The 21469-nt window shown below is 63.2% G+C and carries 21 protein-coding genes; 19 read left to right on the top strand and 2 right to left on the bottom strand.

Annotated features, from left to right (window positions below):
• Positions 1–34: 34 nt before the first annotated feature.
• Genes H0482_RS13660 through dgcA form a run of 5 tightly spaced genes read left to right on the top strand, consistent with a single transcriptional unit; the run spans position 35 to position 4615 of the window.
• On the top strand, positions 35–1012 hold the full coding sequence (locus H0482_RS13660) for an ABC transporter permease (protein ID WP_193730625.1): 978 nt from the start codon (positions 35–37) through the stop codon (positions 1010–1012).
• A gap of 4 nt (positions 1013–1016) precedes the next feature.
• On the top strand, positions 1017–1904 hold the full coding sequence (locus H0482_RS13665) for an ABC transporter permease (protein ID WP_193730626.1): 888 nt from the start codon (positions 1017–1019) through the stop codon (positions 1902–1904).
• The gene (locus tag H0482_RS13670; RefSeq protein WP_193730627.1) at positions 1901–2719 is read left to right on the top strand and encodes an ABC transporter ATP-binding protein; all 819 of its coding nucleotides are present in this window, start codon (positions 1901–1903) and stop codon (positions 2717–2719) included. Before H0482_RS13665 ends, H0482_RS13670 begins: the two co-directional genes overlap by 4 nt.
• Entirely contained in the window at positions 2716–3621 is a 906-nt protein-coding gene (locus H0482_RS13675; RefSeq protein ID WP_193730628.1) for an ABC transporter ATP-binding protein, read from the top strand. The genes H0482_RS13670 and H0482_RS13675 overlap by 4 nt, the downstream gene beginning before the upstream one ends.
• Before the next feature lie 7 nt (positions 3622–3628).
• The gene (gene dgcA, locus H0482_RS13680; RefSeq protein ID WP_193730629.1) at positions 3629–4615 is read left to right on the top strand and encodes an N-acetyl-D-Glu racemase DgcA; all 987 of its coding nucleotides are present in this window, start codon (positions 3629–3631) and stop codon (positions 4613–4615) included.
• Between the two features lie 73 nt (positions 4616–4688).
• On the opposite strand, the gene H0482_RS13685 is transcribed toward dgcA, so the two are convergent.
• Complete coding sequence (locus H0482_RS13685) at positions 4689–5540, bottom strand: MurR/RpiR family transcriptional regulator (protein ID WP_193730630.1); 852 nt, start codon at positions 5538–5540, stop codon at positions 4689–4691.
• A 258-nt stretch (positions 5541–5798) separates the two neighbouring features.
• Here H0482_RS13685 and H0482_RS13690 point away from each other — a divergent pair, with 258 nt between their 5' ends.
• The 7 genes from H0482_RS13690 to H0482_RS13720 are packed head-to-tail and all read left to right on the top strand — an operon-like array spanning position 5799 to position 13444.
• Entirely contained in the window at positions 5799–7313 is a 1515-nt protein-coding gene (locus H0482_RS13690; protein ID WP_193730631.1) for an ABC transporter substrate-binding protein, read from the top strand.
• A 49-nt stretch (positions 7314–7362) separates the two neighbouring features.
• Complete coding sequence (locus tag H0482_RS13695; protein ID WP_193730632.1) at positions 7363–8322, top strand: ABC transporter permease; 960 nt, start codon at positions 7363–7365, stop codon at positions 8320–8322.
• Positions 8322–9164 carry an ABC transporter permease gene (locus H0482_RS13700; RefSeq protein ID WP_193730633.1) on the top strand — a complete coding sequence of 281 codons (843 nt, stop codon included), beginning with the start codon at positions 8322–8324 and terminating at the stop codon, positions 9162–9164. Before H0482_RS13695 ends, H0482_RS13700 begins: the two co-directional genes overlap by 1 nt.
• Complete coding sequence (locus tag H0482_RS13705; RefSeq protein ID WP_193730634.1) at positions 9161–10885, top strand: ABC transporter ATP-binding protein; 1725 nt, start codon at positions 9161–9163, stop codon at positions 10883–10885. Before H0482_RS13700 ends, H0482_RS13705 begins: the two co-directional genes overlap by 4 nt.
• On the top strand, positions 10882–11874 hold the full coding sequence (locus tag H0482_RS13710) for a serine hydrolase domain-containing protein (RefSeq protein ID WP_193730635.1): 993 nt from the start codon (positions 10882–10884) through the stop codon (positions 11872–11874). Before H0482_RS13705 ends, H0482_RS13710 begins: the two co-directional genes overlap by 4 nt.
• Before the next feature lie 10 nt (positions 11875–11884).
• On the top strand, positions 11885–13003 hold the full coding sequence (locus tag H0482_RS13715; protein ID WP_193730636.1) for an anhydro-N-acetylmuramic acid kinase: 1119 nt from the start codon (positions 11885–11887) through the stop codon (positions 13001–13003).
• A gap of 3 nt (positions 13004–13006) precedes the next feature.
• Complete coding sequence (locus H0482_RS13720; protein WP_193730637.1) at positions 13007–13444, top strand: GNAT family N-acetyltransferase; 438 nt, start codon at positions 13007–13009, stop codon at positions 13442–13444.
• A gap of 26 nt (positions 13445–13470) precedes the next feature.
• Here the strand turns inward: H0482_RS13720 and H0482_RS13725 are convergent, their stop codons facing one another.
• Complete coding sequence (locus H0482_RS13725; RefSeq protein WP_193730638.1) at positions 13471–13857, bottom strand: cupin domain-containing protein; 387 nt, start codon at positions 13855–13857, stop codon at positions 13471–13473.
• A gap of 181 nt (positions 13858–14038) precedes the next feature.
• Between H0482_RS13725 and H0482_RS13730 the strand changes: the two genes are divergently transcribed.
• The 7 genes from H0482_RS13730 (at position 14039) to H0482_RS13760 (ending at position 21468) form a co-directional block, all read left to right on the top strand.
• On the top strand, positions 14039–15049 hold the full coding sequence (locus tag H0482_RS13730) for a BMP family ABC transporter substrate-binding protein (RefSeq protein ID WP_193730639.1): 1011 nt from the start codon (positions 14039–14041) through the stop codon (positions 15047–15049).
• A 62-nt stretch (positions 15050–15111) separates the two neighbouring features.
• Positions 15112–16614 carry an ABC transporter ATP-binding protein gene (locus H0482_RS13735; protein WP_193730640.1) on the top strand — a complete coding sequence of 501 codons (1503 nt, stop codon included), beginning with the start codon at positions 15112–15114 and terminating at the stop codon, positions 16612–16614.
• On the top strand, positions 16614–17663 hold the full coding sequence (locus H0482_RS13740) for an ABC transporter permease (protein ID WP_193730662.1): 1050 nt from the start codon (positions 16614–16616) through the stop codon (positions 17661–17663). Before H0482_RS13735 ends, H0482_RS13740 begins: the two co-directional genes overlap by 1 nt.
• Positions 17653–18558 carry an ABC transporter permease gene (locus tag H0482_RS13745; protein WP_210319179.1) on the top strand — a complete coding sequence of 302 codons (906 nt, stop codon included), beginning with the start codon at positions 17653–17655 and terminating at the stop codon, positions 18556–18558. The genes H0482_RS13740 and H0482_RS13745 overlap by 11 nt, the downstream gene beginning before the upstream one ends.
• On the top strand, positions 18559–19875 hold the full coding sequence (locus tag H0482_RS13750; RefSeq protein WP_193730641.1) for an amidohydrolase: 1317 nt from the start codon (positions 18559–18561) through the stop codon (positions 19873–19875).
• Positions 19876–19894: 19 nt separating this feature from the next.
• Positions 19895–20722, top strand: a complete 828-nt coding sequence (locus tag H0482_RS13755) for a purine-nucleoside phosphorylase (protein ID WP_193730642.1) — start codon at positions 19895–19897, stop codon at positions 20720–20722.
• Positions 20722–21468 carry an SDR family NAD(P)-dependent oxidoreductase gene (locus tag H0482_RS13760; RefSeq protein ID WP_193730643.1) on the top strand — a complete coding sequence of 249 codons (747 nt, stop codon included), beginning with the start codon at positions 20722–20724 and terminating at the stop codon, positions 21466–21468. The genes H0482_RS13755 and H0482_RS13760 overlap by 1 nt, the downstream gene beginning before the upstream one ends.
• Position 21469 lies beyond the last annotated feature (1 nt).

Here is a 21469-nt window from a genome sequence, read left to right on the forward strand (position 1 = left end):
GCATCCCCCCTCTTTCAAGGAAGGACACATCACCATGGCCTTTTTGCTGCGGCGACTGGCGTTCTACCTGGCGGCATTTCTCGTTGCCACGACCATCAATTTCTTCCTACCGCGTTTGATGCCGGGCGATCCGATCCAGATCATGTTCGCCAGCGCCGGATCGGAATTGAGCCTTGAAAACCTCAATGCCCTAAAATTGACCTTCGGGTTCATCGATGCGCCGCTGGGCGAGCAATATTTCGCCTATCTCAAAAGCGTTTTCACCGGCGATCTTGGCCGCTCGATCAAGTATTTCCCCCTGCCCGTGACCGAATTGCTGGGCCGGGCGCTGATCTGGACGCTGGGCCTGATGGGTATTGCCACCCTGATCAGCTTTACCATGGGCAGTCTTCTGGGCGTCGCCGCCGCGTGGCGCCGCGGAAGTCTACTCGATTCGGTGATTTCCTTGGGCGCCATCTTTTCCAGTTCCATGCCGGCCGTGGTCGTCTCGCTCATCATGCTGTTCGTCTTCGGCTACAGTCTGGGCTGGTTCCCCAATGGCTATGCCGCCAATCCGCTGATCGACCCCGCCTGGAACTGGCGCTACATTTCCAGCGTGCTCTATCACGGCACCCTGCCACTCTTGACCCTGGTCTTCGTGCTGACCGGCGGTTTCGCCGTCACCATGCGCAACAACATGATCAACCTCTTGGGCGAAGATTATATCGTCATGGCCCGCGCCAAGGGCCTCAGCGACAACAATGTCATGCTTTGGTATGCGGCGCGTAACGCTTTGCTGCCCACGGTATCGAGCCTGGCCATCGCCATCGGCACCATTCTGGGCGGCTCGCTGGTGACCGAGGTGGTGTTCAACTATCCCGGCCTTGGCAACACGCTCTATCAGGCCATCATCGCGCGCGACTATCCGGTGATCCAGGGGCAATTGCTGATCATGACGGCCGCAATGCTCATCTCCAACTTCGTGGTCGATCTGAGCTATGTCCTGCTCGATCCGCGTCTCAAAAAGGCCTGACGCGATGAAGCTCCTCACTCAACTCTTATATAACAAGAAGGCCCTGACCGGCCTGATCATCATTTCCATCATCATTCTCGTGGCCATTTTCGCGCCGCTGCTGACCGAATATAGCCCAGTCAAGCGCGTGGGCCGGCCGCACCAGCCGCCAAGCTGGGATCACTGGCTGGGCACGACCCGGCTCGGCCACGACGTATTTTCGCGCCTCGTGCATGGGGCGCGTGTATCGCTAGCGGTGGGCTTTGGCGCGGGCCTGCTCATAACACTCATCGGCACCATTCTCGGCATCATCGCCGGCTATAAGGGCGGGGTGGTCGATGAGGTGATCAATTTCTTCACCAATATGGTGCTGGTGGTGCCCAATCTGCCGCTGCTTCTGGTGCTCGCCGCCTTTATCGGACAGGCCAGCCCCCTGGTCATCGCCATCATCCTGGGCTGTACATCCTGGGCCTGGGGCGTGCGCGTGACGCGGTCAGAAACGCTCTCCATCCGCCAGCGCGATTTTGTCAAGAGCGCCGAAATGCTGGGCGAACCGGGCTGGCGCATCATGCTCTTCGAGATCTTCCCCAATCTCATTTCCATTGTCGGCATCAATTTCATCGGCAGTGTCATCTTCGCCGTGATCACCGAAGCGACATTGGAATTCCTCGGATTGGGCGATCCCAATACCGTTTCCTGGGGCATCATGCTCTATAATGCGCAGAACGCGGCGGCCCTGGCGGTCGGCGCCTGGTGGGATTTGCTGGCGCCCTGTTTTGCCCTCGCCTTTCTTGGCCTCGGGCTGGCCCTGCTCAATTTCGCCATCGACGAAATCGCCAATCCGCGCCTCCGGACCGGGGGCATGCTCAATCGCTGGAGCCGCATGGTGCGGCTCGGGGAGGGCAAGCTATGAGCGCACCCGTCCTTTCCATCCGCAATCTCAATATCGACTATGTCGGGGCAGAAGCGGATTTCCATGCGGTCAAGGATGTGAGCTTCGACATTGGGCCGGGCGAATTTTTTGGGCTTGCCGGAGAATCGGGCTGCGGCAAATCCACTATCGCCTTTGCGGTCAGCCGGCTACATCGTCCGCCCGCCCTTATCCGCACGGGCAGCGAAATCCTCGTGGGCGGGCGCAATGTGCTCGATCTCTCCGATGACGAGCTGCGCAAGTTCCGCTGGCAGGAAGTCGCCATGGTGTTCCAGAGCGCCATGAACTCGCTGAACCCGGTACTGACCATCGAGGCGCAATTTTACGATGTGCTCCGGGCGCATGGCAGGATCAGCCGCGCCGAAGCGCGCGCCCGAGCGACCGAATTGCTGACGCTGGTGGACATTGCCCCCGAAAGGCTCGATTCCTATCCGCATCAATGCTCCGGCGGCATGCGCCAGCGCATCGTCATCGCCATTTGCCTGGCGCTCGATCCCAAGCTTCTGATCATGGACGAACCGACCACGGCGCTTGACGTGGTGGTGCAGCGCGAAATCCTGCAACGTATCGACGTGCTGCGGAAAAAGCTCGGCTTTGCAGTGCTGTTCATCACTCATGACCTGGGCCTGATGGTCCAGGTCAGCGACCGCATCGGCATCATGCTGGAAGGCGAATTGGTCGAAATCGGCGACGCCCAGGCCATCTATCGTCAGCCGCGGCACGATTATACCAAGCGTCTTTGGGCCTCGATGCCCAAGTTGCACGGCGAGCGGCCCCACGTGGAGGCGAGGCCATGAGCGATCCCATTCTCGCCCTCGACAATGTTTCCAAGATTTTCGGCCGCGCCGACAAGCCGGTCTATGCGGCAAGAGCGGTGTCGTTTGCCCTCCATCCCGGCCGCACGCTGGCGCTGGTGGGCGAGTCCGGCTCCGGCAAGACCACGGCCGCCCGGCTCATCATGCGAGAATATAGCCCTGATGAGGGCAGGCTGCTGTTTCGTGGCGCACCGCTGGGCCGGGTCGATGCGCGCGCGCTCAAAGCCTATCGTTCCGCCGTGCAGATGGTGTTCCAGGATCCGTTTGCCGCGCTCAACCCCACCCATACGATCCGCTATCATCTAGAGCGCCCCCTGAGGTTGCATCAGAAGAGGCTCAACGCTGCCCAGCGGCAGGCGGCGATCGTGGAATTGCTCGAGCGAGTGAAGCTCGACCCCGGCCTGATCATGAGCAAATTCCCGCACGAATTGTCCGGTGGCCAGCGGCAGCGCATCTCCATTGCCCGGGCCCTCGCGGTCAATCCCGAGGTCATCGTCGCCGACGAGCCGACCTCCATGCTCGACGTCTCGGTGCGCCAGGGCATTCTCAACCTGCTCAACGACATGAAGGCCGAGCTGAAACTGGCTCTGCTTTATATTACCCATGACATCGCCACGGCGCGCTATGTGGCCAACGACATCATGGTCATGTATGCCGGCCAGATCGTGGAATGGGGCGATGTCGACAAGGTATTGGACGATCCGCGCCATCCCTATACCCGCCTGCTGCTCTCCGCCGTTCCGGATCCCGACCGTCGCTTCGACGATATCCGTTTCGCCGACGAACTGGGCCGGATCGACGACATCCGCCGCCAGGCGGCGCTGCCCCAGCAGCAGGTGATCGAGGCAGACGACAATCACTTCTTCCTCCCCATGCCGGGCTGAGCGAACCATGACCATTATTCTAGACGCCGGTATCGAGGCCTTTCCCATTGCCGGCCATTTCACCATTGCCAGAGGCAGCAAGAGCGAGGCCGTAGTGGTGTCGGTGCGGCTCGAACAGGATGGCTATGTCGGGCGCGGGGAATGCACCCCCTATTCCCATTATGGCGAGACGCCGGAAATGACCCTTTCGGCCATCGAGGCCCTGGCGCCCGCCCTTGCTGGCGGAATGACGCGGCTCGAATTGCAGGACGCCCTGCCGCCGGGAGCGGCCCGCAATGCGCTCGACTGCGCACTTTGGGATCTCGAGGCCAGGCGCGCCGGCACTTCGGTGGCAGCGTTGGCGGGCATCATTCTGCCTCAGCGCATCGAAACCGCCTTCACCGTCAGTCTGGGCACGCCCGATGCCATGGCTGTGGCAGCCTCTCGGGCGGCGCATCTGCCTCTCCTCAAGATCAAGCTCGGCGCCCCCGGCGATGCGGAACGGCTGGGCGCGGTACGGGCGGCGGCACCCGATACCCGGTTGGTCGTTGACGCCAATGAGGGCTGGCATGAGGATGACCTGGATGTCCTGCTGGACATCTGCCGCCATTGTCGCGTCGAACTTGTGGAACAGCCTCTGCCCGCCGGCGCGGATGCGGCACTGGCTGAGATCAATCATCTGGTGCCGATCTGCGCCGATGAAAGCGTGCATGCACTGGATGGTCTGGAGGCCCTGGTCGGGCGCTATGATGCGGTCAATATCAAGCTCGACAAGACCGGCGGGCTGACCGAGGCGCTGGCCGTGGCCCAACGCGCCGAAGAACTCGGGCTCGCCATCATGGTTGGCTGCATGGTCAGCACCTCGCTATCCATGCTTCCGGCCCGCCTCCTGGCGTCGAAAGCGCGCTGGGTGGACCTCGACGGCCCCCTGATCCTCGCCAAGGATCGTCCGGGCGGTCTGGTCTATCGCGGCGGCAACATCGATGTGGACGCATCCCCCTTGTGGGGAGGGTGAGATTTGCCACTTCGCTGCCCCCGCGAGGCAATCGTGGTGGCGCGAGGAGCACTCGCAATCTATGGCGTCGCAATCACTTCGGGTGGGTCACGTCCCGCGTCCGGCGCAGCGCATCGACGGTCTGTTCGTAGCGCTGGCTGGCGACACCGAGAAACAGGCAATCGACAATGGCCAATTGGGCGATGCGGCTGACCATGGCGCCGGCGCGCAGCCGGCTTTCGCGCGCCCGGCTCACCAGGCGCTCATCTGCCGCCTTGGCGAGGGGCGAATCGGGGGAGCCGGTCAGCGCCACGGCCAGGGCCCCGGCCTGACGGGCAATTTCGAGAAACCGCACCGTGTCGGCGGTGGTGCCGGAATGGGAAAAGCCCAGCGCCACGGTTCCGGCCGGGGAGAGCAGCGCCGCTGTCCAGGCCTCGTGCGGATCAGCCAAAAGGAAGGCGTTGCGGCCGATACGGAACAGCTTGTGGTGCAGGTCCTGGGCCACGAACTGGCTGGCGCCGATCCCGAACATCAAGATGCGCTCAGCACCATCGATGGCCGCGACGACACGCTCCAGGGCACCATAGTCGAGCCCCGACACGGTCTCGTCTATGGCCAGGATTTCCAGCGACGCCACTTTCGAGGCCATTTCCTGCAAAGTGTCCGATTGCGCGATTTCCGCGCCAAGGATCAGGTCGGTGCCGAATTGCGCTGCCTCCTTGCCCAGCTCGGTCGCCAGCGCCATGCGCAATTGTGCATAACCGGAGAGGCCCAGCACCCGGCAGAACCGCACCACCGACGCCACCGAGGTGCCGCAGCTGTCCGCGATCTCGGAAATGGTCTGGTCAAGCACAATGCTGGGCTGGTCGAGAATCACCTTGGCCACCCGGCGCATGGCCGGCGTGAACTTGTCCGCGGACGCTTCGATGCTTGATTGTATGCCCAAATCCGTCCCTTTCCGACCCGTTTCCGCGCTCGCCGGCGAAAACCGCGCGCCCCTATCCGAGCAAGTGCGCCACGCCTATTGAAACAAAAATTCAGAACGAACATCAACTCTGAAAATTATTGACAGACTAAGCCGGGACTTCATAGGGTCGTCATAGAGGTTGGTGCGGCCGGGTGAAGGACTCGCGCCCATCCAGGCATGCACCTGACGACCTTGGCACGGCCTCCGAAGCGGCCGGCTCAACAGTGAGGGAAATTCATGATCCATCTTTCCAGAAAAATTCTCACCGGTCTCGCCGTCGCCACGGCGCTGACATCGGTCGCCGCAGCCATTCCGGCCCAGGCCGAGACGCTGCGCATGGCCTGGTCGCAGGACGCCACCGGGCTTGATCCGCACAAGCAGACTGCCTTTTCCTCACTGCGCCTGCTCGAATTGATCTATGAGCCGCTGGTGCGCCTCGATGCCGATCTCAACGTGGTTCCGGCCATCGCCTCGAGCTGGGAATTTGCCGAAGACGCCAAGACGTTGACCTTCTCGCTCGACCCCAACGCCAAATTCTCCAATGGCGCACAGGTGGTTTCGGCCGACGTCAAGGCCTCGTTCGAGCGCCTGCTCAACGAAGAAACGGCCGCTGCGGCGCGCTCCAACTTCCTTTCGATCGAAAGCATCGAGACCCCCGACGCCGCCACTGTGGTGTTCAATCTCTCGACCGCCGACGTGCCGATCCTGGTCGCCATGGCCACGATCAACGCCGCGGTGGTTCCGGCAGCCGAAATCGAGGCCGGTACGATCGGCACCCAGGCTCTGGGTTCGGGCCCGTTCGTCCTTGACAGCTGGGAGCCCAATGCTCGCGAAGTGCTGAGCGCCAATCCCGATTGGGCCGGCGGCGATCTCGCCATCGACGGCATCACCATTTCGGTCCTGCCCGACGAAATGGCCATCCTCGCTTCCCTGCGCGCCGGCCAGACCGACTTCGCCTTGCTCAACGATCCGCTGGTGGCCACCCTGGTGCCTGCGGAAGCCAATCTTGAGCTCAACCGCGTCGGCGTGCTCGCCTATAACGTGCTCCAGCTCAACCCCTCCCGCGCGCCAATGGACAATCTCAAAGTCCGTCAGGCGATGAGCTGCGCCATCGACCGCCAGGCCATCATCGACGCGGCTCTGGCCGGCGAAGGCAAGGTGACCGGCCCCCTGACCATGCCCGCCTTTGCCCAGGACCCGGCAAACCTGTTCTGCTACGAGCAGGATCTGGACAAGGCCAAGCAGCTGATGGCCGAATCTGGCGTCGACGGCTTCACCGCCAAGGTGATCGCCGCCACTGGCGAGCCGCCGGTCGCCGCCTCCGAAGCGCAGGTATTGCAGTCGCAATTGGCGGAAATCGGTGTCAATCTCGAAATCGAGATCATGGAACTCAACGTCTATGTCGACACCTGGCTGGCCGGCAATTTCGACATGGCCGTGGCCCAGAACGGCGGTCGTCCGGATCCGTTCCCGATGTATAATCGCTACTTCACCAAGGACGGCAATCTGGTCAAGGTTTCCAACTTCGTCGATGACGAACTGGACAGCCTGATGAAGCAGGGCCAGGCTGAAACCGATCCGGCCAAGCGCGTGGAAATCTTCCAGGCCTTCGAAAGCCGCCTCGCCGAACAGGCCCCCTGGCTGTGGCTCTCCACCGGCTATAGTTACACGGCCCAGCTCAACACCGTTTCCGGTTTCGAAGCCTCGCCGACCGGCACTCTGTTTGGCCTGACCAAGGTCTCATTCAAGTAAAGCCAATGTGGACCGGCCTTCGGGCCGGTCCATCTTTCGGGTCATCGTCATGAGTTATGTGGTTCAGCGCCTGCTGACCTTCCCCCTGATCCTTCTGGGCGTATCCATCCTGGTCTTCGTCTCGATCCGGCTGGTGCCGGGCGATGCGATCACGGCCATGCTGGGCACCGAAGCGGGCCTGCTCACTCCAACTCAGCGCGCCGCCCTTAGCGCCTATTTCGGCATCGACCAGCCGGTCTGGACCCAATATCTGCGCTGGCTTGGCGGACTGTTCCGGGGCGATCTGGGAATATCCTCGATCTATGGCAAGCCGGTCCTGACCGTGATCCTCGAGCGTTTCCCGCTCACCTTGCAATTGTCGCTGATGTCGATGGTCATCGCGCTCGGCGTCGGCGTGCCGCTGGGCGTGCTCGCCGCGTCGCGCAATGAGCGCCCCAGCGATCTTGCCGTGCGCGTGCTGGCCATGCTGGGCCAATCGACGCCCAGTTTCGTCATCGGCATCCTCATCATCTACGCGCTCTCCGTCTGGTTCGGCTTCGTGCCGGCCATGGGGGTATTCACCCCGTTCATGTCAGATCCCCTGGCCAGCATGGGCCAGCTCATCTTTCCCGCCATCACCCTTGGCTTCGCCTTCGCCGCCTCCGTCATGCGTATTTCGCGCTCGGCTATGCTCGACGTCCTGAGCGACGATTACGTGCGTACAGCCCGCTCGAAGGGCGCTTCACCCGCCAGCGTCATCTGGCGCCATGCTTTGCCCAATGCGCTCATTCCAGTGGTGACGCTGTCCGGCGTCGAATTTGGCTATTTGTTGGGTGGCGCGGTAATCGTTGAACAGATTTTCGCGCTGCCGGGTCTCGGACGCCTGGTGCTCGACGCCATCACCCAGCGCGATTATGCGCTGGTGCAGGGCACGGTACTGTTCATCGCCTTCAACTTCCTGGTGGTCAACCTGCTCGTTGATCTCGCCTATGTCGCGCTCGACCCCCGCATCCGCATTGGTGGACGCTGATGGTCAAGCTGTTTCTCGCACTTTTCCGGCATCCCTCCGGCCGCATCGGCATTGCGATTATCGGGCTCTATCTGCTCGCTGCCATTCTCGGCAGCATCGGGCTCACTCCACACGACCCGTTGAAATTGTTCGCCATTGACAGGCTCAAGGCGCCGAACGCCACCTATTGGTTCGGCACCGACCTGTTGGGCCGCGACGCCTTCAGCCGGCTGATGGTAGGTATCCGGCAATCGATGATCATCGCCTTCGCCTCGGTGGCCTGCGCCACGTTGGCCGGCACCGTGATCGGCCTGCTTTCGGCCTGGTGGGGCGGGATCTGGGACGGCATCTTCATGCGGATCATGGACGTGCTGCTGGCCTTTCCGGCGATCCTGCTGGCTCTGCTCATCATCGCCATTGTCGGCCCCGGAACCATGACCAGCGTCGTTGCCATCGCCATCGTCTACACGCCGATCTTCGCTCGCGTCGTGCGAGGTCCGGCCCTGTCGCTCAAGCAGCGCGACTTCGTCGATGCCGCCCGCACCTTCGGCAGCACGCAGACCTATGTGCTGACCCGTCATCTGCTGCTGAACCTGGTCGCGCCTTTGGCAGTGCAGGTCACCCTGGCTTTGGCCTGGGCGCTGCTCACCGAAGCGGGCCTCAGCTTCCTCGGCCTCGGCACCCAGCCGCCGACGCCTTCCCTGGGCCTGATGCTGGCCGAAAGCCGCAATCTCATGCAGCACGCGCCGTGGCTGATGATCTTCCCGGCTTTGACCATCATGTTGGGCATTCTCGGCTTCAACCTGACCGGCGACGCCTTGCGCGACATTCTCGATCCTCGCACCCAGAGGAGGCAAGCATGACCCCATTGCTCTCTGTCCGCGATCTGCGCGTCGGCTTCGGTCAGGATCCCGAGGCCAATGAGGTGGTCCGGGGCGTAAGCTTCGACCTCGATGCAGGCCAGACCCTGGCCATTGTCGGGGAATCGGGATCCGGCAAATCGGTCAGCGCCCTCTCGATCAACAGGCTGGTCGATTTTGGGGGCGGCCGCATCACTGACGGCTCGATTGAGTTCACCCGGCCCGATGGCACCATCCTCGACCTCGCCCAAGCCGACGAGAAAACCCTGCGCGGCATTCGCGGCCGCGATATCGGCATGATCTTTCAGGAGCCCATGACCTCGCTCAATCCGGTGCGCACCATCGGCTGGCAGATCGAGGAAGCGTTCCGCCTTTCCAAGGGACTCGGCGGCGCGGCGGCTCACAAGGTGAGCCTTGAAGTGCTCGAGCGGGTGCGCATTCCCGATGCCGCATCGCGCCTCGCCTATTATCCGCATCAATTGTCCGGCGGCATGCGCCAGCGCATCATGATCGCCATGGCCCTTGCGGCCAGCCCGCGCCTGTTGATCGCCGACGAGCCGACCACGGCGCTCGACGTCACGGTGCAGGCCCAGATCATGGCGCTCCTGGCTGAATTGCGGGCCGAAACCGGAATGTCGATGATCTTCATCACCCATGACATTGGCCTGGTTGCCGGCATTGCCGACCGCATCATGGTGATGCAGAGCGGCCTTGCCGTGGAGCAGGACAGGGCGGATATGGTGCTGGACCATCCCCGCCACGATTATACCAGACACTTGCTGCGCGCCGTGCCGCATTTCACTTCGGGCAAATCGGTGCGTGACGATGGCGCGCCGGCCCCCGAACCGATCGTGCGGGTCGAAGACCTCGTGGTACGCTTTCCCGTCGGCAAATCCTGGTTCAAACCCAAAGGCGCCATTCATGCCGTCGATGGGGTCAGCTTCGATCTGGCGCCCGGCGAAACCCTGGCCATTGTCGGGGAGAGCGGCTGCGGCAAATCGACCACCGCGAGGGCCCTCCTCAATCTCAACAGCAAGACGGGTGGACAGATCACGGCCGGGTCTGGACGCAGCGCCCATCCCATTCAGATGGTGTTTCAGGATCCTTTCGCCTCCCTCAATCCGCGCCTCAATGTCGAGGCGCTCCTGGCCGAACCCGCGATCGCCGATGGCCGCCGGCTCGACGCGGCGCTGCGCGAGCGCATGGCCTTCCTGCTTGACCGGGTGGGCTTGCCCGCCGACGCGCTGACCCGTTACCCGCATCAATTCTCGGGCGGACAGCGACAGCGCCTCTGCATTGCCCGCGCCCTGATGCTCAATCCCGATGTCGTCGTGCTGGACGAAGCGGTATCGGCGCTCGACGTCTCGGTGCAGGCCAAGGTGCTTGAACTGCTGATCGATCTGCAGCGCGAATTCGGCCTCGCCTATTTGTTCATCTCGCACGATATGGCCGTGGTCGAACGCATCGCCCACCGTGTCGCAGTCATGTATGCCGGCCAGATCGTCGAGATCGGCAAGGCGCGGGCCGTGCTCTCTACCCCGCAGCACACTTATACGAAACGCCTGATCGCCGCCGTACCGGCAGTGGAGCGGCGCAGACAGCATTTTGCCGTAGACATGACGCAGGTGCCGTCCCTAGTGCGCCCCGCCGGCTATGAGCCGCCGCCATCTCGCTGGCGTGAGGCCGGAGACGATCACCGCGTCCGCCTTGAGGACACGAAATGACTTCCATCGAAGTGCGACTGGATCAGGCCTTCACCCTTGTTGAAACCGCCATCGATGCGGGCCGCATTCCGGGAGGTGTGCTTGGCGTGGTCGATAGGGATGGCCACCGGGCCATTCGCGCGTCGGGCCAGGCGCAGACGGTGCCGACAAGCCGGAAGATGGGTGCGGATACCTGGTTCGACCTCGCCTCGCTGACGAAGGTATTGTTCACCACCGAACGCATCCTCGCCCTGGCGGCCACAGGACGCATCGATCTCGACGCCCCCTTGACCAGTGTCCTGCCGGATTTCCGTCACTACAATCTCGACAACTGGGAGCGCCGGGTCACCTTCCGGCAATGTCTCGGTCACCAGACCCCATTTCCGGCCGTTTTTCCGCTCTATACCTATGGGCGCGACCCCGATCTTTTGCGCACCTTCCTGCTCCAGCACGAATTTGCCGCCGGGCCCTCGGTCTATTCGGACATCAATTTCATCCTGCTGGGCCTGGCGCTTGAACGCCTCGAAGGCAAGTGGATTCGCGACATGGACCCCGGCACAGGCTTTGCCTGGTCCGCCGACCCTGCCCAAGCCGCGGCCACCGAGGACTGCTATTGGCGTCATCGGGTGCTGGTGGGCGAAGTGCATGACGACAATTGCTCTGCCCTCGCCGGCGCGGGCCATGCCGGCCTATTTGGCACGGCAGCGAGCCTTCTCGATTTCGCCGAGGTCAGGCTCGCCGATGCCGGGCCGGAGGCGCTGATCCGCAAGCCGCTCTCGGGCCGTCGCACCCATGGCTGGGAGCGCCCCTATGAAGGCTGGTCGGGCGGCGAACATTGTTCGGCACAGACCATTGGCCATACCGGCTTTACCGGCACAGGCCTGTGGATCGATTTCGAGCGCGGCCATGCCTGGACGCTTCTAACCAATCGGGTGCATCCCACGCGCCATTTCGACAGCGGCATCATCCCGTTGCGCCGCGCCGTCGGCGATTACATCAATAGCAAGTAAGGAGACGATCATGGAGCCGATCTGGGCCGTCGGGCTGATGACGGGAACCGTGCTGGATGGCAATATCGACGTGGCGCTGTTGCGCACCGACGGCGAGACCATCGAGCGCTTCGGCGCCTATACATTGGCGCCCTATCCACAAGCGATCCGCGACCTGCTGGAGGAAACTCTGACCCAGGCGCGCGCGTGGAATTTCAACGGCGACGAACCGGCGATCTTCGCCGAAGCCGAGGATGCCCTGACCCGCGCTCAATCGGCGGCCGTGCTCGATCTGATCGGCACTGCCGGATTGCGACCCGAAGAGATCGGCATAATCGGCTTTCACGGTCAGTCCGTATTGCATCGCGCCCCTCAGCCCGGCCGCATCGGCGCCACCCGTCAATTGGGCAATGGCGCGTTGATGCGGGAATTGACCAATATCCCTGTCGCCTATGATTTCCGTTCGGCCGATATTCGCGCCGGTGGGCAGGGCGCGCCATTGGCCGCTCTCTACCACCAGGCCTTGCTGCGCATGATCGGCGCGACTGACGGCAATACGGCAGTGCTCAATCTGGGCGGGGTCGCCAACGTCACCTGGTGGGACGGCGACGACCATCTGGTCGCTTTCGATGCCGGTCCGGCCAATGCGCCGATCAATGATTTCATCAAGCATCTCGGCCTCGGCGACATGGACCGGAACGGAGAAATGGCGCTGCGTGGCAAGGTGGATGAAGTGCGCCTCCAGCGCCTGCTCACCCATCCCTATCTTTCGGCCCCCTATCCCAAATCGCTCGACCGCTTCGATTTCCTCTCCAGCATGGCCGATGGCCTTGGCCCCGAGGACGGCGCGGCGACACTGACCGCCTTTACCACCGGCGCCGTCGGCAAGGCGCTCGACATCCTGCCGCGCCGGCCCGAAAAACTCATCGTCTGCGGCGGCGGGCGACACAATCCAGCGATCATGGCCATGCTCCAAACCCGCGCCAGGGTTGAGGCCGTGCCGGCCGAGGCTGTTGGCTGGCGGGGCGACGCCATCGAGGCAGAATGCTTTGCTCTGCTCGCCGTCCGGGTCTTGCGCGGGCTCCCGATCAGCTTTCCCACAACGACGGGCGCCCCGCATCCGCTCACCGGCGGCATCCTGGCCGCCTGAGCGATGGACCGGCTCACCATCGAGGTCACCGATAGTCCAGCGGCGGAAGACCTGGATATCATCGGCCGGCAATTGACCGCGTTCAACGACGCCGATGTCGACCCTTCCGAGCGACGTCCGCTGGCGGTAGTCATGCGCGATGACGACGGCGCCATCCTCGCCGGCCTATCCGGTTATACCGCCTGGGGCTGGCTCTATGTGCAATGGTTGTGGGTTGCCGAAAGCCGGCGCGGCCAGGGATTGGCCGCGCGCCTGCTGGCGATGGCAGAGACCGAAGCCTTGGCCCGGCAATGCCACGGCGCTCATATCGATACGTTCAGCCCCCACGCCCTCAAGGTCTACCAGCGGGCCGGTTATAAGGTATTCGGTGTCTTGCCGGATTTCCCCAAGGGCCGAACGCGGAGTTTTCTCTCCAAGCCGCTCGGAGACATCACTTTATAGGCCGCCCATCTTCTGCCGGTCGGAAATCAAACCGCCGCCGGCGGGTTTGTTTCGAGGTCCACATAGCTCTCGGGCACGAATCTCGGCGTGCAGAGGCAATAGAATTCCAGATCTTGTGCGCCGGTATTGGTGATCCGCTGCGCCACGCCCGCCGGGATGATCGCACTGTCGCCCACCTGCAGCTTCTGCGTGACCCCGCCGATTTCCACCAGTCCTTCACCCTTGCGGACGACGTAGCGTTCGGTGATGCCCGTAAGGGCATGAAGCTGGGTCGTGACCCCCGGCTCGACCCGCGTTACCGCCAACGAGGTCTCCGGGCTTTCCGCCGCATTATGCAATTCGGTGATGTGGCAGCGCTCGCCGGTGAAGAATTCCGGCAGGCCGGCGGCGGGGATAAACCAGGAGGGAGCCATGACGCGCACTTAGACAAATGTAAAAGCCGCTGACGAATGTAGAAATTGCCTTGACTCGTGTCAAAGCCATTGTTCTCTTGCAGGCGATAAAGGGTGGAGACGCTTGCCGGCAAAAGGGCGGCATGCTTGTCTCGTGGGAGAATTCCGCTGCGGGTTCAGCGGCGGTGAACAGGAGGTTTCGATGAAGTCGTGGATTTCGCTTCTGGCGGGCGCAAGTCTGGCCGTTCTGGGCGCCGCAAGCGCGGCACAGGCACAGGACAAGCTCTTTGTTTATGTCTCGCCCGATCCGATCGGGGTGAATGCCTTCCTCAAGATGGGGCAGACAGGCACCGAGGCTGCCGCCGCAAAATACGGCGCCGAGGCCAAGACCTTCGAAAGCGCCAATGCCGCCGCGCGCAAGGAAAATGTCGAGGCCGCCATCAATGAAGGCGCTTCGGTGGTCGTGGTGGCCGGGTTCGAATTCAACGACGTGATCGCCGAACTCGCGCCGACCGTGCCCGATACCCAATTCCTGATTGTCGATCAATGCATCGACAATCGTCCCGACAACGTTCACTGCGCCGTGTTCCGCGAATATGAAGCGACCTATCTGATCGGCGTGGTCGCGGCGATGCTGACCGAAACCAATAAGGTGGGCGTGGTATCGGCGCTCGATATTCCGTTCCTGCACCGCTACACCGATGGCTATGCCATGGGCGCCAAGGCGCAGAAGGAAGGCGTCGAGGTGGATATCCGCTGGGTGGGCGGCGAGAATCCGTTTGCCGATCCGGTGCGCGCCAAGGAACAGGCGCTCGCCATCAGGTCCGCCGGCTCGGACGTGATCTTCACCGCCACGTCCGGCGGCGATTTCGGTGTGTTCGAGGCCGCCAAGGAAGCCGATTTCAAGGCTTTCGCCGTTGACGTAAATCTCTGCCCCGAAGCGCCCGAGCACATGGTTTCCGGCACGCTCAAGCGCGTCGACAATGCCATTCTGGCGGCAATCGAAGCCATCGATGCGGGCGGCAAGCAGACCTTCTCCACGCTCGGCCTCAAGGAAGGCGGCATGTCGATCATCGGGCTTGCCGAAGACGGCCTGGCAGACAGCCAGTGCCTGATCACCGGCATGCCGGACGTTCTGGCCCGGGTGCGCGAAGTCGCCGCCCAGATCGAAGACGGCTCGCTCGTCATCGCTGATCCGATGACCGCGAACTAAGACAAATAATCCGGCCTGCCGTCTTTCCGGGACGGCAGGCCAATTCTGTTCCGGGGCAGGCCATGCAGGTCGAAATGAGCGGCATCACGGTGCGTTTCGGCGCCTTAACGGCCGTGGATCAGGTATCGCTGCGCTTTGCGCCTGGCCAGATCCATGCGGTCGTGGGCGAGAATGGCGCCGGCAAGAGTACGGTGATGAACGTGCTGTTCGGCATGATTACCCCCGAGACCGGCAATATCAGGATCGATGGCGCGGAAAAGCGCTGGCGCAATCCGCAGGACGCCATCGCCGCCAGACTGGGCATGGTCCACCAGCATTTCATGTTGCAGGACGCCATGAGCGTTCTTGAAAACGTCGTGCTCTGCGCCGAGCCGACGCGCATTTTCGGCTTCGTCGATTTCCCTGCGGCCCGCCGGCGTCTCGAAGAGATCGCGCGCCTTTACGGCATAGGGGTCGCGGTCGATCGCAAGGTGGCCGATCTGTCTGTTTCCGAGCGCCAGATCGTCGAAATCCTCAAGGTTCTCTATCGCGACGCCGAAATGCTCATTCTCGATGAGCCCACGGCGGTGCTCACCCCGCAGGAAACCGAGAACCTGTTCAAAATTCTTCGGAATTTCCGCGAAAGCGGCAAATCCATCGCCCTTATCACCCACAAGCTCGACGAGGTCGTGGCGATTGCCGACTGGGTCAGCGTCATGCGTGGTGGCAAATTGGTGCGCTCCTGCGCCATGGCGGACACCAGCAAGGATGAAATCGCCCGTGGCATCATTGGGGGCGACCTGCCCTCGCCGCTGACGCGCGGTGGCCAGGCTTTCGGCGCCACGGTGCTCAAGGTCGAAAACCTCTCAGCGCGCAGGAAGGGCCGGACGGCCGGACCAGTCAGCTTCGCGGTCAAGCGCGGCGAGGTCGTCGGCATTGCCGGCATTTCCGGCAATGGCCAAAGCCAGATCATCGAAGCGCTGGTTGGCCTGCGCAGGCCGCTTGCCGGCAGGATCACTCTTCTGGATCGAGACGTCACCGAGGCCGATGTGGCCGGACATCGCGACGCGGGACTGAGCTATATCCCTGCCGACCGCCAGACCGTTGGGCTCGCCCTCGACGCCCGCGTCTATGAAAACGCCGTCATCGGCCGCGAAGGCACGCCCGCTTTCAGCAGGGGCCCACTGCTCAATCGCCCCGCGATGGCCGGTTTTGCCCGCCAGCTGATCGAACGCTTCACCATCAAGGTCGCCGGACCGACGGCGCGTTGCTCCTCGATGTCGGGGGGAAACAAGCAGAAGCTCGTCGTCGGGCGCGAGCTGGCGCGGGAAACGCCGCTCATCATTGCTGAAAACCCCACCTGGGGCGTCGATATCGGGGCGATCGACTTCATCCATCGCGAGCTGATCCGCATGCGCGATCAGGGACACGCGATCCTGCTCGTCTCCACCGAACTGGATGAAGTCCTGGCATTGTCCGACCGTATTCTGGTGCTCTATGAAGGCCGTATTGCCGGGGAATTCGCGGCAGCGGAGGCCGACAGGCTCGCCATCGGCGCCTTGATGACCTCGGAAAGGGCGGCGTGATGGACCAGAGCTTCATGCGCCAGATCGGCCCCTGGCTTGCCGTATTCGCCTGGATTTTCGGCATCTTATTGGCCTTGATGTTCATCGCCAACGCGAATTTCGGCGAAGCGGTGGCCGGATTTTTCAACGGCGCCTTCGGCGGGCGGAACCTTGCCTACCTCTTCACCACTTTGGGCCGCGCCACCTTGATCGTAGGCATGGCGCTCTCGGTGATGATCAGTTTCCGCGCCGGTCTGTTCAATATTGGCGGCGAGGGCCAATTGGTGGCCGGCGGCATCGTCGCGGCTCTGGTCGGTGTCTATCTGCCCGGACCGGGCTGGCTGGTGCTTGCCGCCGGGATCGGGGCCGGCATGCTGGCCGGGGCGTTTTGGGGCCTGTTGGCGGGCATGATGTATGCCTATGTCGGCGTGCCCCTTCTGATCGGCTCGCTGCTGCTCAATTATCCGGCGCGCTATATCGCCTCCTATCTCGTCGGCCACCCGTTCCGCGATGTGGCTTCCGGCCTGCCCCAGACGTTTCAGGTGGCCAATGAGGCCTGGATACCGCTCTTCCCCGGCACGCGGCTCGACATGGGCATTCTTGCCATTGTCGTCGTCGCTTTCCTGGCGATCATCTATTCCAACATGACCATTGGCGGTTATCGCGCCCGCATGAACGGGCTGGCGCCGAACTTCGCCCGCGCTTCCGGTCTGCCGGTGACGGCGCTGACGCTGCGCACTCTGATGTTGAGCGGCGCCATCGCCGGGCTTGTCGGCGCGCTCGCCGTCTATGGCGTCCATCATCGCTTCACTGATGGCATGCTGGTGCAGCCCCTCTATGCCTGGACCGGTATCATCGCCGTGCTGATGGTCGGCATGGTGCCCTGGGCAGTGCCGCTTTCGGGCCTGTTTTTCGCCGCGGTGCAGACCGGCGCCGCCGGCATGGAGCGCAGCGCGGACGTGCCCAAGGAAATCGCCCTGATCATGCAGGCGGTCATCATCCTGTTTGTGGCCGGGCGCGTGGCCGGAGCGAACCTTACCGGCGACAGGGAGAGCGGCAATGGTGCTTGATATGCTGCTCGACCCGGCATTTCTCAATTCGGTGCCGCGCTTTCTCACCCCCATCCTGCTCGCCGCCCTTGGCGGAGCGATCTGCGAGCGGGCGGGCGTGTTCAATATTGCGCTGGAGGGCTTTATCCTGGTCGGCGCGTTCTGCGCGGTTCTCGGCTCCTATTTCCTCGGCTCGGAATGGTGGGGCGCGCTGGCCGCCATGGCCGGCGGCGTGGTCATGGGCCTGCTCTTTGCCGAGTTCAATCTGCGCCGCAAGGGCGACGGCATCGTCGTCTCCATCGGGCTAAACCTGTTTGCGGCGGGCCTGACGGTCTATCTGCTGCGCGCCATCTTCGATGTCTCGGGCGCCTTCCGCGATCCCGGCATCAGGGGCTTTGCCCCCATCCATATTCCCGGCCTGTCGCAGGTGCCGGTGCTGGGGCCGTTTTTCTCCGGTCAGTCGATCCTCTTTTACATCGCCGTGGCCGCAGCGCTGGCGTTGCATGTGTTCTTCGCCCGCCACCGCCTGGGCCTGCGCATTCGCGCCGCCGGTGAAAATCCGGCAGGCCTCGTGGCCGGGGGCGTTAGTCCAAATCGCGTGCGCCTTTGGGCTCTGGTCATGTGCGGCGCGCTTTGCGGCCTTGCCGGGGCGCAATTGTCCATCGCCAATGTCAATCTCTTCGTCGAGAACATGAGCGCCGGGCGCGGCTGGATCGCGGTGGTCGCTGTGCTGCTGACGCGCGGGCATCCCATTGCCGTGCTGTTGATCGCCCTCTTGTTCGGATTTGTGGATTCCTTCTCGTTCCGGGTCCAGGGCTTGGGCCTGCCACAGCAATTCAGCGACATGATGCCCTATCTGGCCACGCTGATCGTCCTCCTCGCGCTCTCGGCCTGGCGCAAAGCGAAAGTGGCGTAAATGATCGATCTGATCGTAACCAATGCCGTCGTGGCGACGGCCGATGCCAAAGGCACCACGCTGGAAAAAGGCGGCGTCGCCGTCCGCAATGGCCGCATCACCCATATTGGCAATGCAGACGAACTCGCCGCCATGCAGGGTCAGGCAAAACGTGTCGTCGATGCCGCCGGCATGCTACTCATGCCGGGCCTGATCAACACCCATTGCCACGCTGCCAGCGCCCTCTTTCGTGGCCTCGTTGAAAACCTCAAGCTCGAACCCTGGCTGGAAACCGTGTGGAAGGCCGAGGCGGCGATCCTCAACCCAAAGACCACCCATCTGGGCTCGGTGCTCGGCTTTGCCGAGCAATTGCTGGGCGGCGTCACCACGGTGATGGACATGTTCTGGCATCCGCACGAAACCGTGCAGGCGGGCCGCGATGTCGGCGTCAGGGTGTCGACCGGCGGCATCTTTTTCGACTATCCCGGCCCAACCGGCGAGGATCATGCCGCCCGATTGCGCAAGGCCGAGATTTTCTTCGACACCTTCAAGGGCGCCGAAGATGTCTTCGCCGCCGCCATGCCGCATGGCACCTATACGGTGTCGCCTGAGCATTTGCAGGACGCCCGGGCCCTGGCGCGCAAATACGATGCCCTGTTCTGCACCCATGTGGCCGAAACCACGGCCGAACAGCAAACCGTGACCGAACGCTATGGACGACGCATCGTCGATCATCTCGAAGATCATGACCTCGTGGATGACCGTTCTGTCTTTGCCCATTGCGTGCATCTCAGCGACGCCGAGATCGCCATTCTGGCCCGGCGCGGCGCGACGGCGGTGCACAATCCGCTCTCCAACCTAAAGCTGGCCTCCGGCTTTGCCCGCGTACCAGAAATGCTCGATGCCGACATCAATATTGCGCTGGGCACCGATGGCGCCGTGTCGGGGAACGACCTCGACATGTGGCTCGCCCTGCGGCTGGCCGCCACCATCCACAAGGCCGTCGCCATGGATGCCGGCGTCGTCACCACAAGGCAGGCCCTGGCCATGGCAACGCTCAACGGCGCCAAGGCGCTGAACGCCGCTGACCGCATCGGTTCGCTGGAAGTTGGCAAGTTCGCCGATATGATCCTGCTCGATCTCCGGCGGCCCCATGCTGTGCCGATGTTCGACCCCATGACCCATATCGTTTATTCCGCCAATAAGTCCGACGTGCGCCATGTCTTTCTCGGCGGTGAGCAAGTGGTGCGCGACGGGCAACTCACAAGGCTCGACATTGCCGACACGCTAGCCGAAGCCGAAGCGCAGATCCCGGCCATCCGCGCTTCGATCGCCTGATCATTTTAGGAGTTTTTCGATGACACAACGCCAGATCGACCGGCTGAACGCCGCGCGCGCCTCGATCGCCTCGCGCATGGGGGCGCCCTGCGACACGGCCATCGTCCTCGGCACCGGCCTTGGCCATCTGGCCGACATGGTCGCCCACCCCACCTATATCCCCTATCAGGAAATTGCCGGCTTTCCGGTCTCTACCGCCCCCGGCCATCATGGACGCCTCGTCATCGGCACACTTTTCGGCCGCCGCACGGTGCTGATGCAGGGCCGCGTCCATCTCTATGAGGGCTGGACGGCGCGCGACATCGCCCTCGCCATCTACCTTCTCAGCGCTTTCGGTCCCAAACAGCTCATCCTCACCAATGCCGCCGGCGGGTTGAACCCGGCTTTTGAGGCCGGTTCGGTGATGCTGATCGAGGATCATATCAATCTCACCGGCCACAATCCGCTGATCGGCCCCAATGACGACGGGATCGGCTTGCGCTTCCCCGACCTCACCCGCGCCTATGATCCGACCCTGCGTGAAAAGGCCATTGCCGCCGCCGAAGCCGCAGGCCAGAAACTGCATCGCGGTATTTATCTCGGGCTGACCGGGCCGTCGCTCGAAACCTCGGCGGAGCGCCGCTATTTCCGCGCCACGGGAGGCGACGCCGTGGGCATGTCCACGGTTCTCGAAACCATCGCCGCAGTTCACGCCGGCCTGCCGGTGCTCGGCCTTTCGGCCATCACCAATCCCGCCACCGGCGCGCCGGGTGAAGCGCCGGACACTATCGAGGACGTGATCGAGAACGCCGCCATTTCCGGCCAGAAGATCACCGGCATTCTCGAAAAGCTGTTCCCGGCACTCTGATGGCCCAGGCGCATTTCGATTTTTCCGGTAATGTCGTGCTGGTCACCGGCGCATCTGGGGGCATCGGCCAGGGCATTGCCTTGCGCTTTGCCGAATCCGGGGCAAAGGTCGCCGTGCATTATCACGCCAATCGCGAAGCCGCCGAAACGCTAGCCGCCGATATCGGCGGCCAGGCCTTTTCAGCCAACCTCTCCGCCGAAGACCAGTGCATAGGGTTGATGGACGCCGTGACTGCGGCGCTTGGTCCGGTCGACATCCTCGTCAACAATGCCGGCCTGCAACCGGTTCTGCCGTTCGAGACGATTACCGGGGAGGCAATGGCCGCAATGATGGCCGCCAATGTGGCCGGCCCCATGGCGCTGATGCGCGCCCTGGCACAGGCGGGACGGCCCGCCTGCGCCGTCAACATCGCCTCCATCGAAGGGCTCCAGCCCGCCGCCGGGCATGCTCATTACGCGGCCTCGAAAGCAGCTTTGCTCATGCTGACGCGGGCGGCGGCGCTCGAACTGGGCCCCAGGGGGATCAGGGTCAATGCCATTTCCCCCGGCCTCATCGATACCGGTGGCCTGTCCACCCGCTGGCCGGAAGGCGTCGGCCGCTGGCGGGCCAATGCCCCGCTCGGGCGACTGGGGACCCCGGAAGACATTGCGGACGCGGCGCTGTTCCTCGCCTCCGATGCGGCGCGGTGGATCAGCGGGTCCAATCTGGTGGTGGATGGCGGCGTGCTGGCGGCGCCAAGCTGGTAGG

The sequence above is a fragment of the Devosia faecipullorum genome (assembly GCF_015158295.1).
Lineage (GTDB): Bacteria > Pseudomonadota > Alphaproteobacteria > Rhizobiales > Devosiaceae > Devosia > Devosia faecipullorum.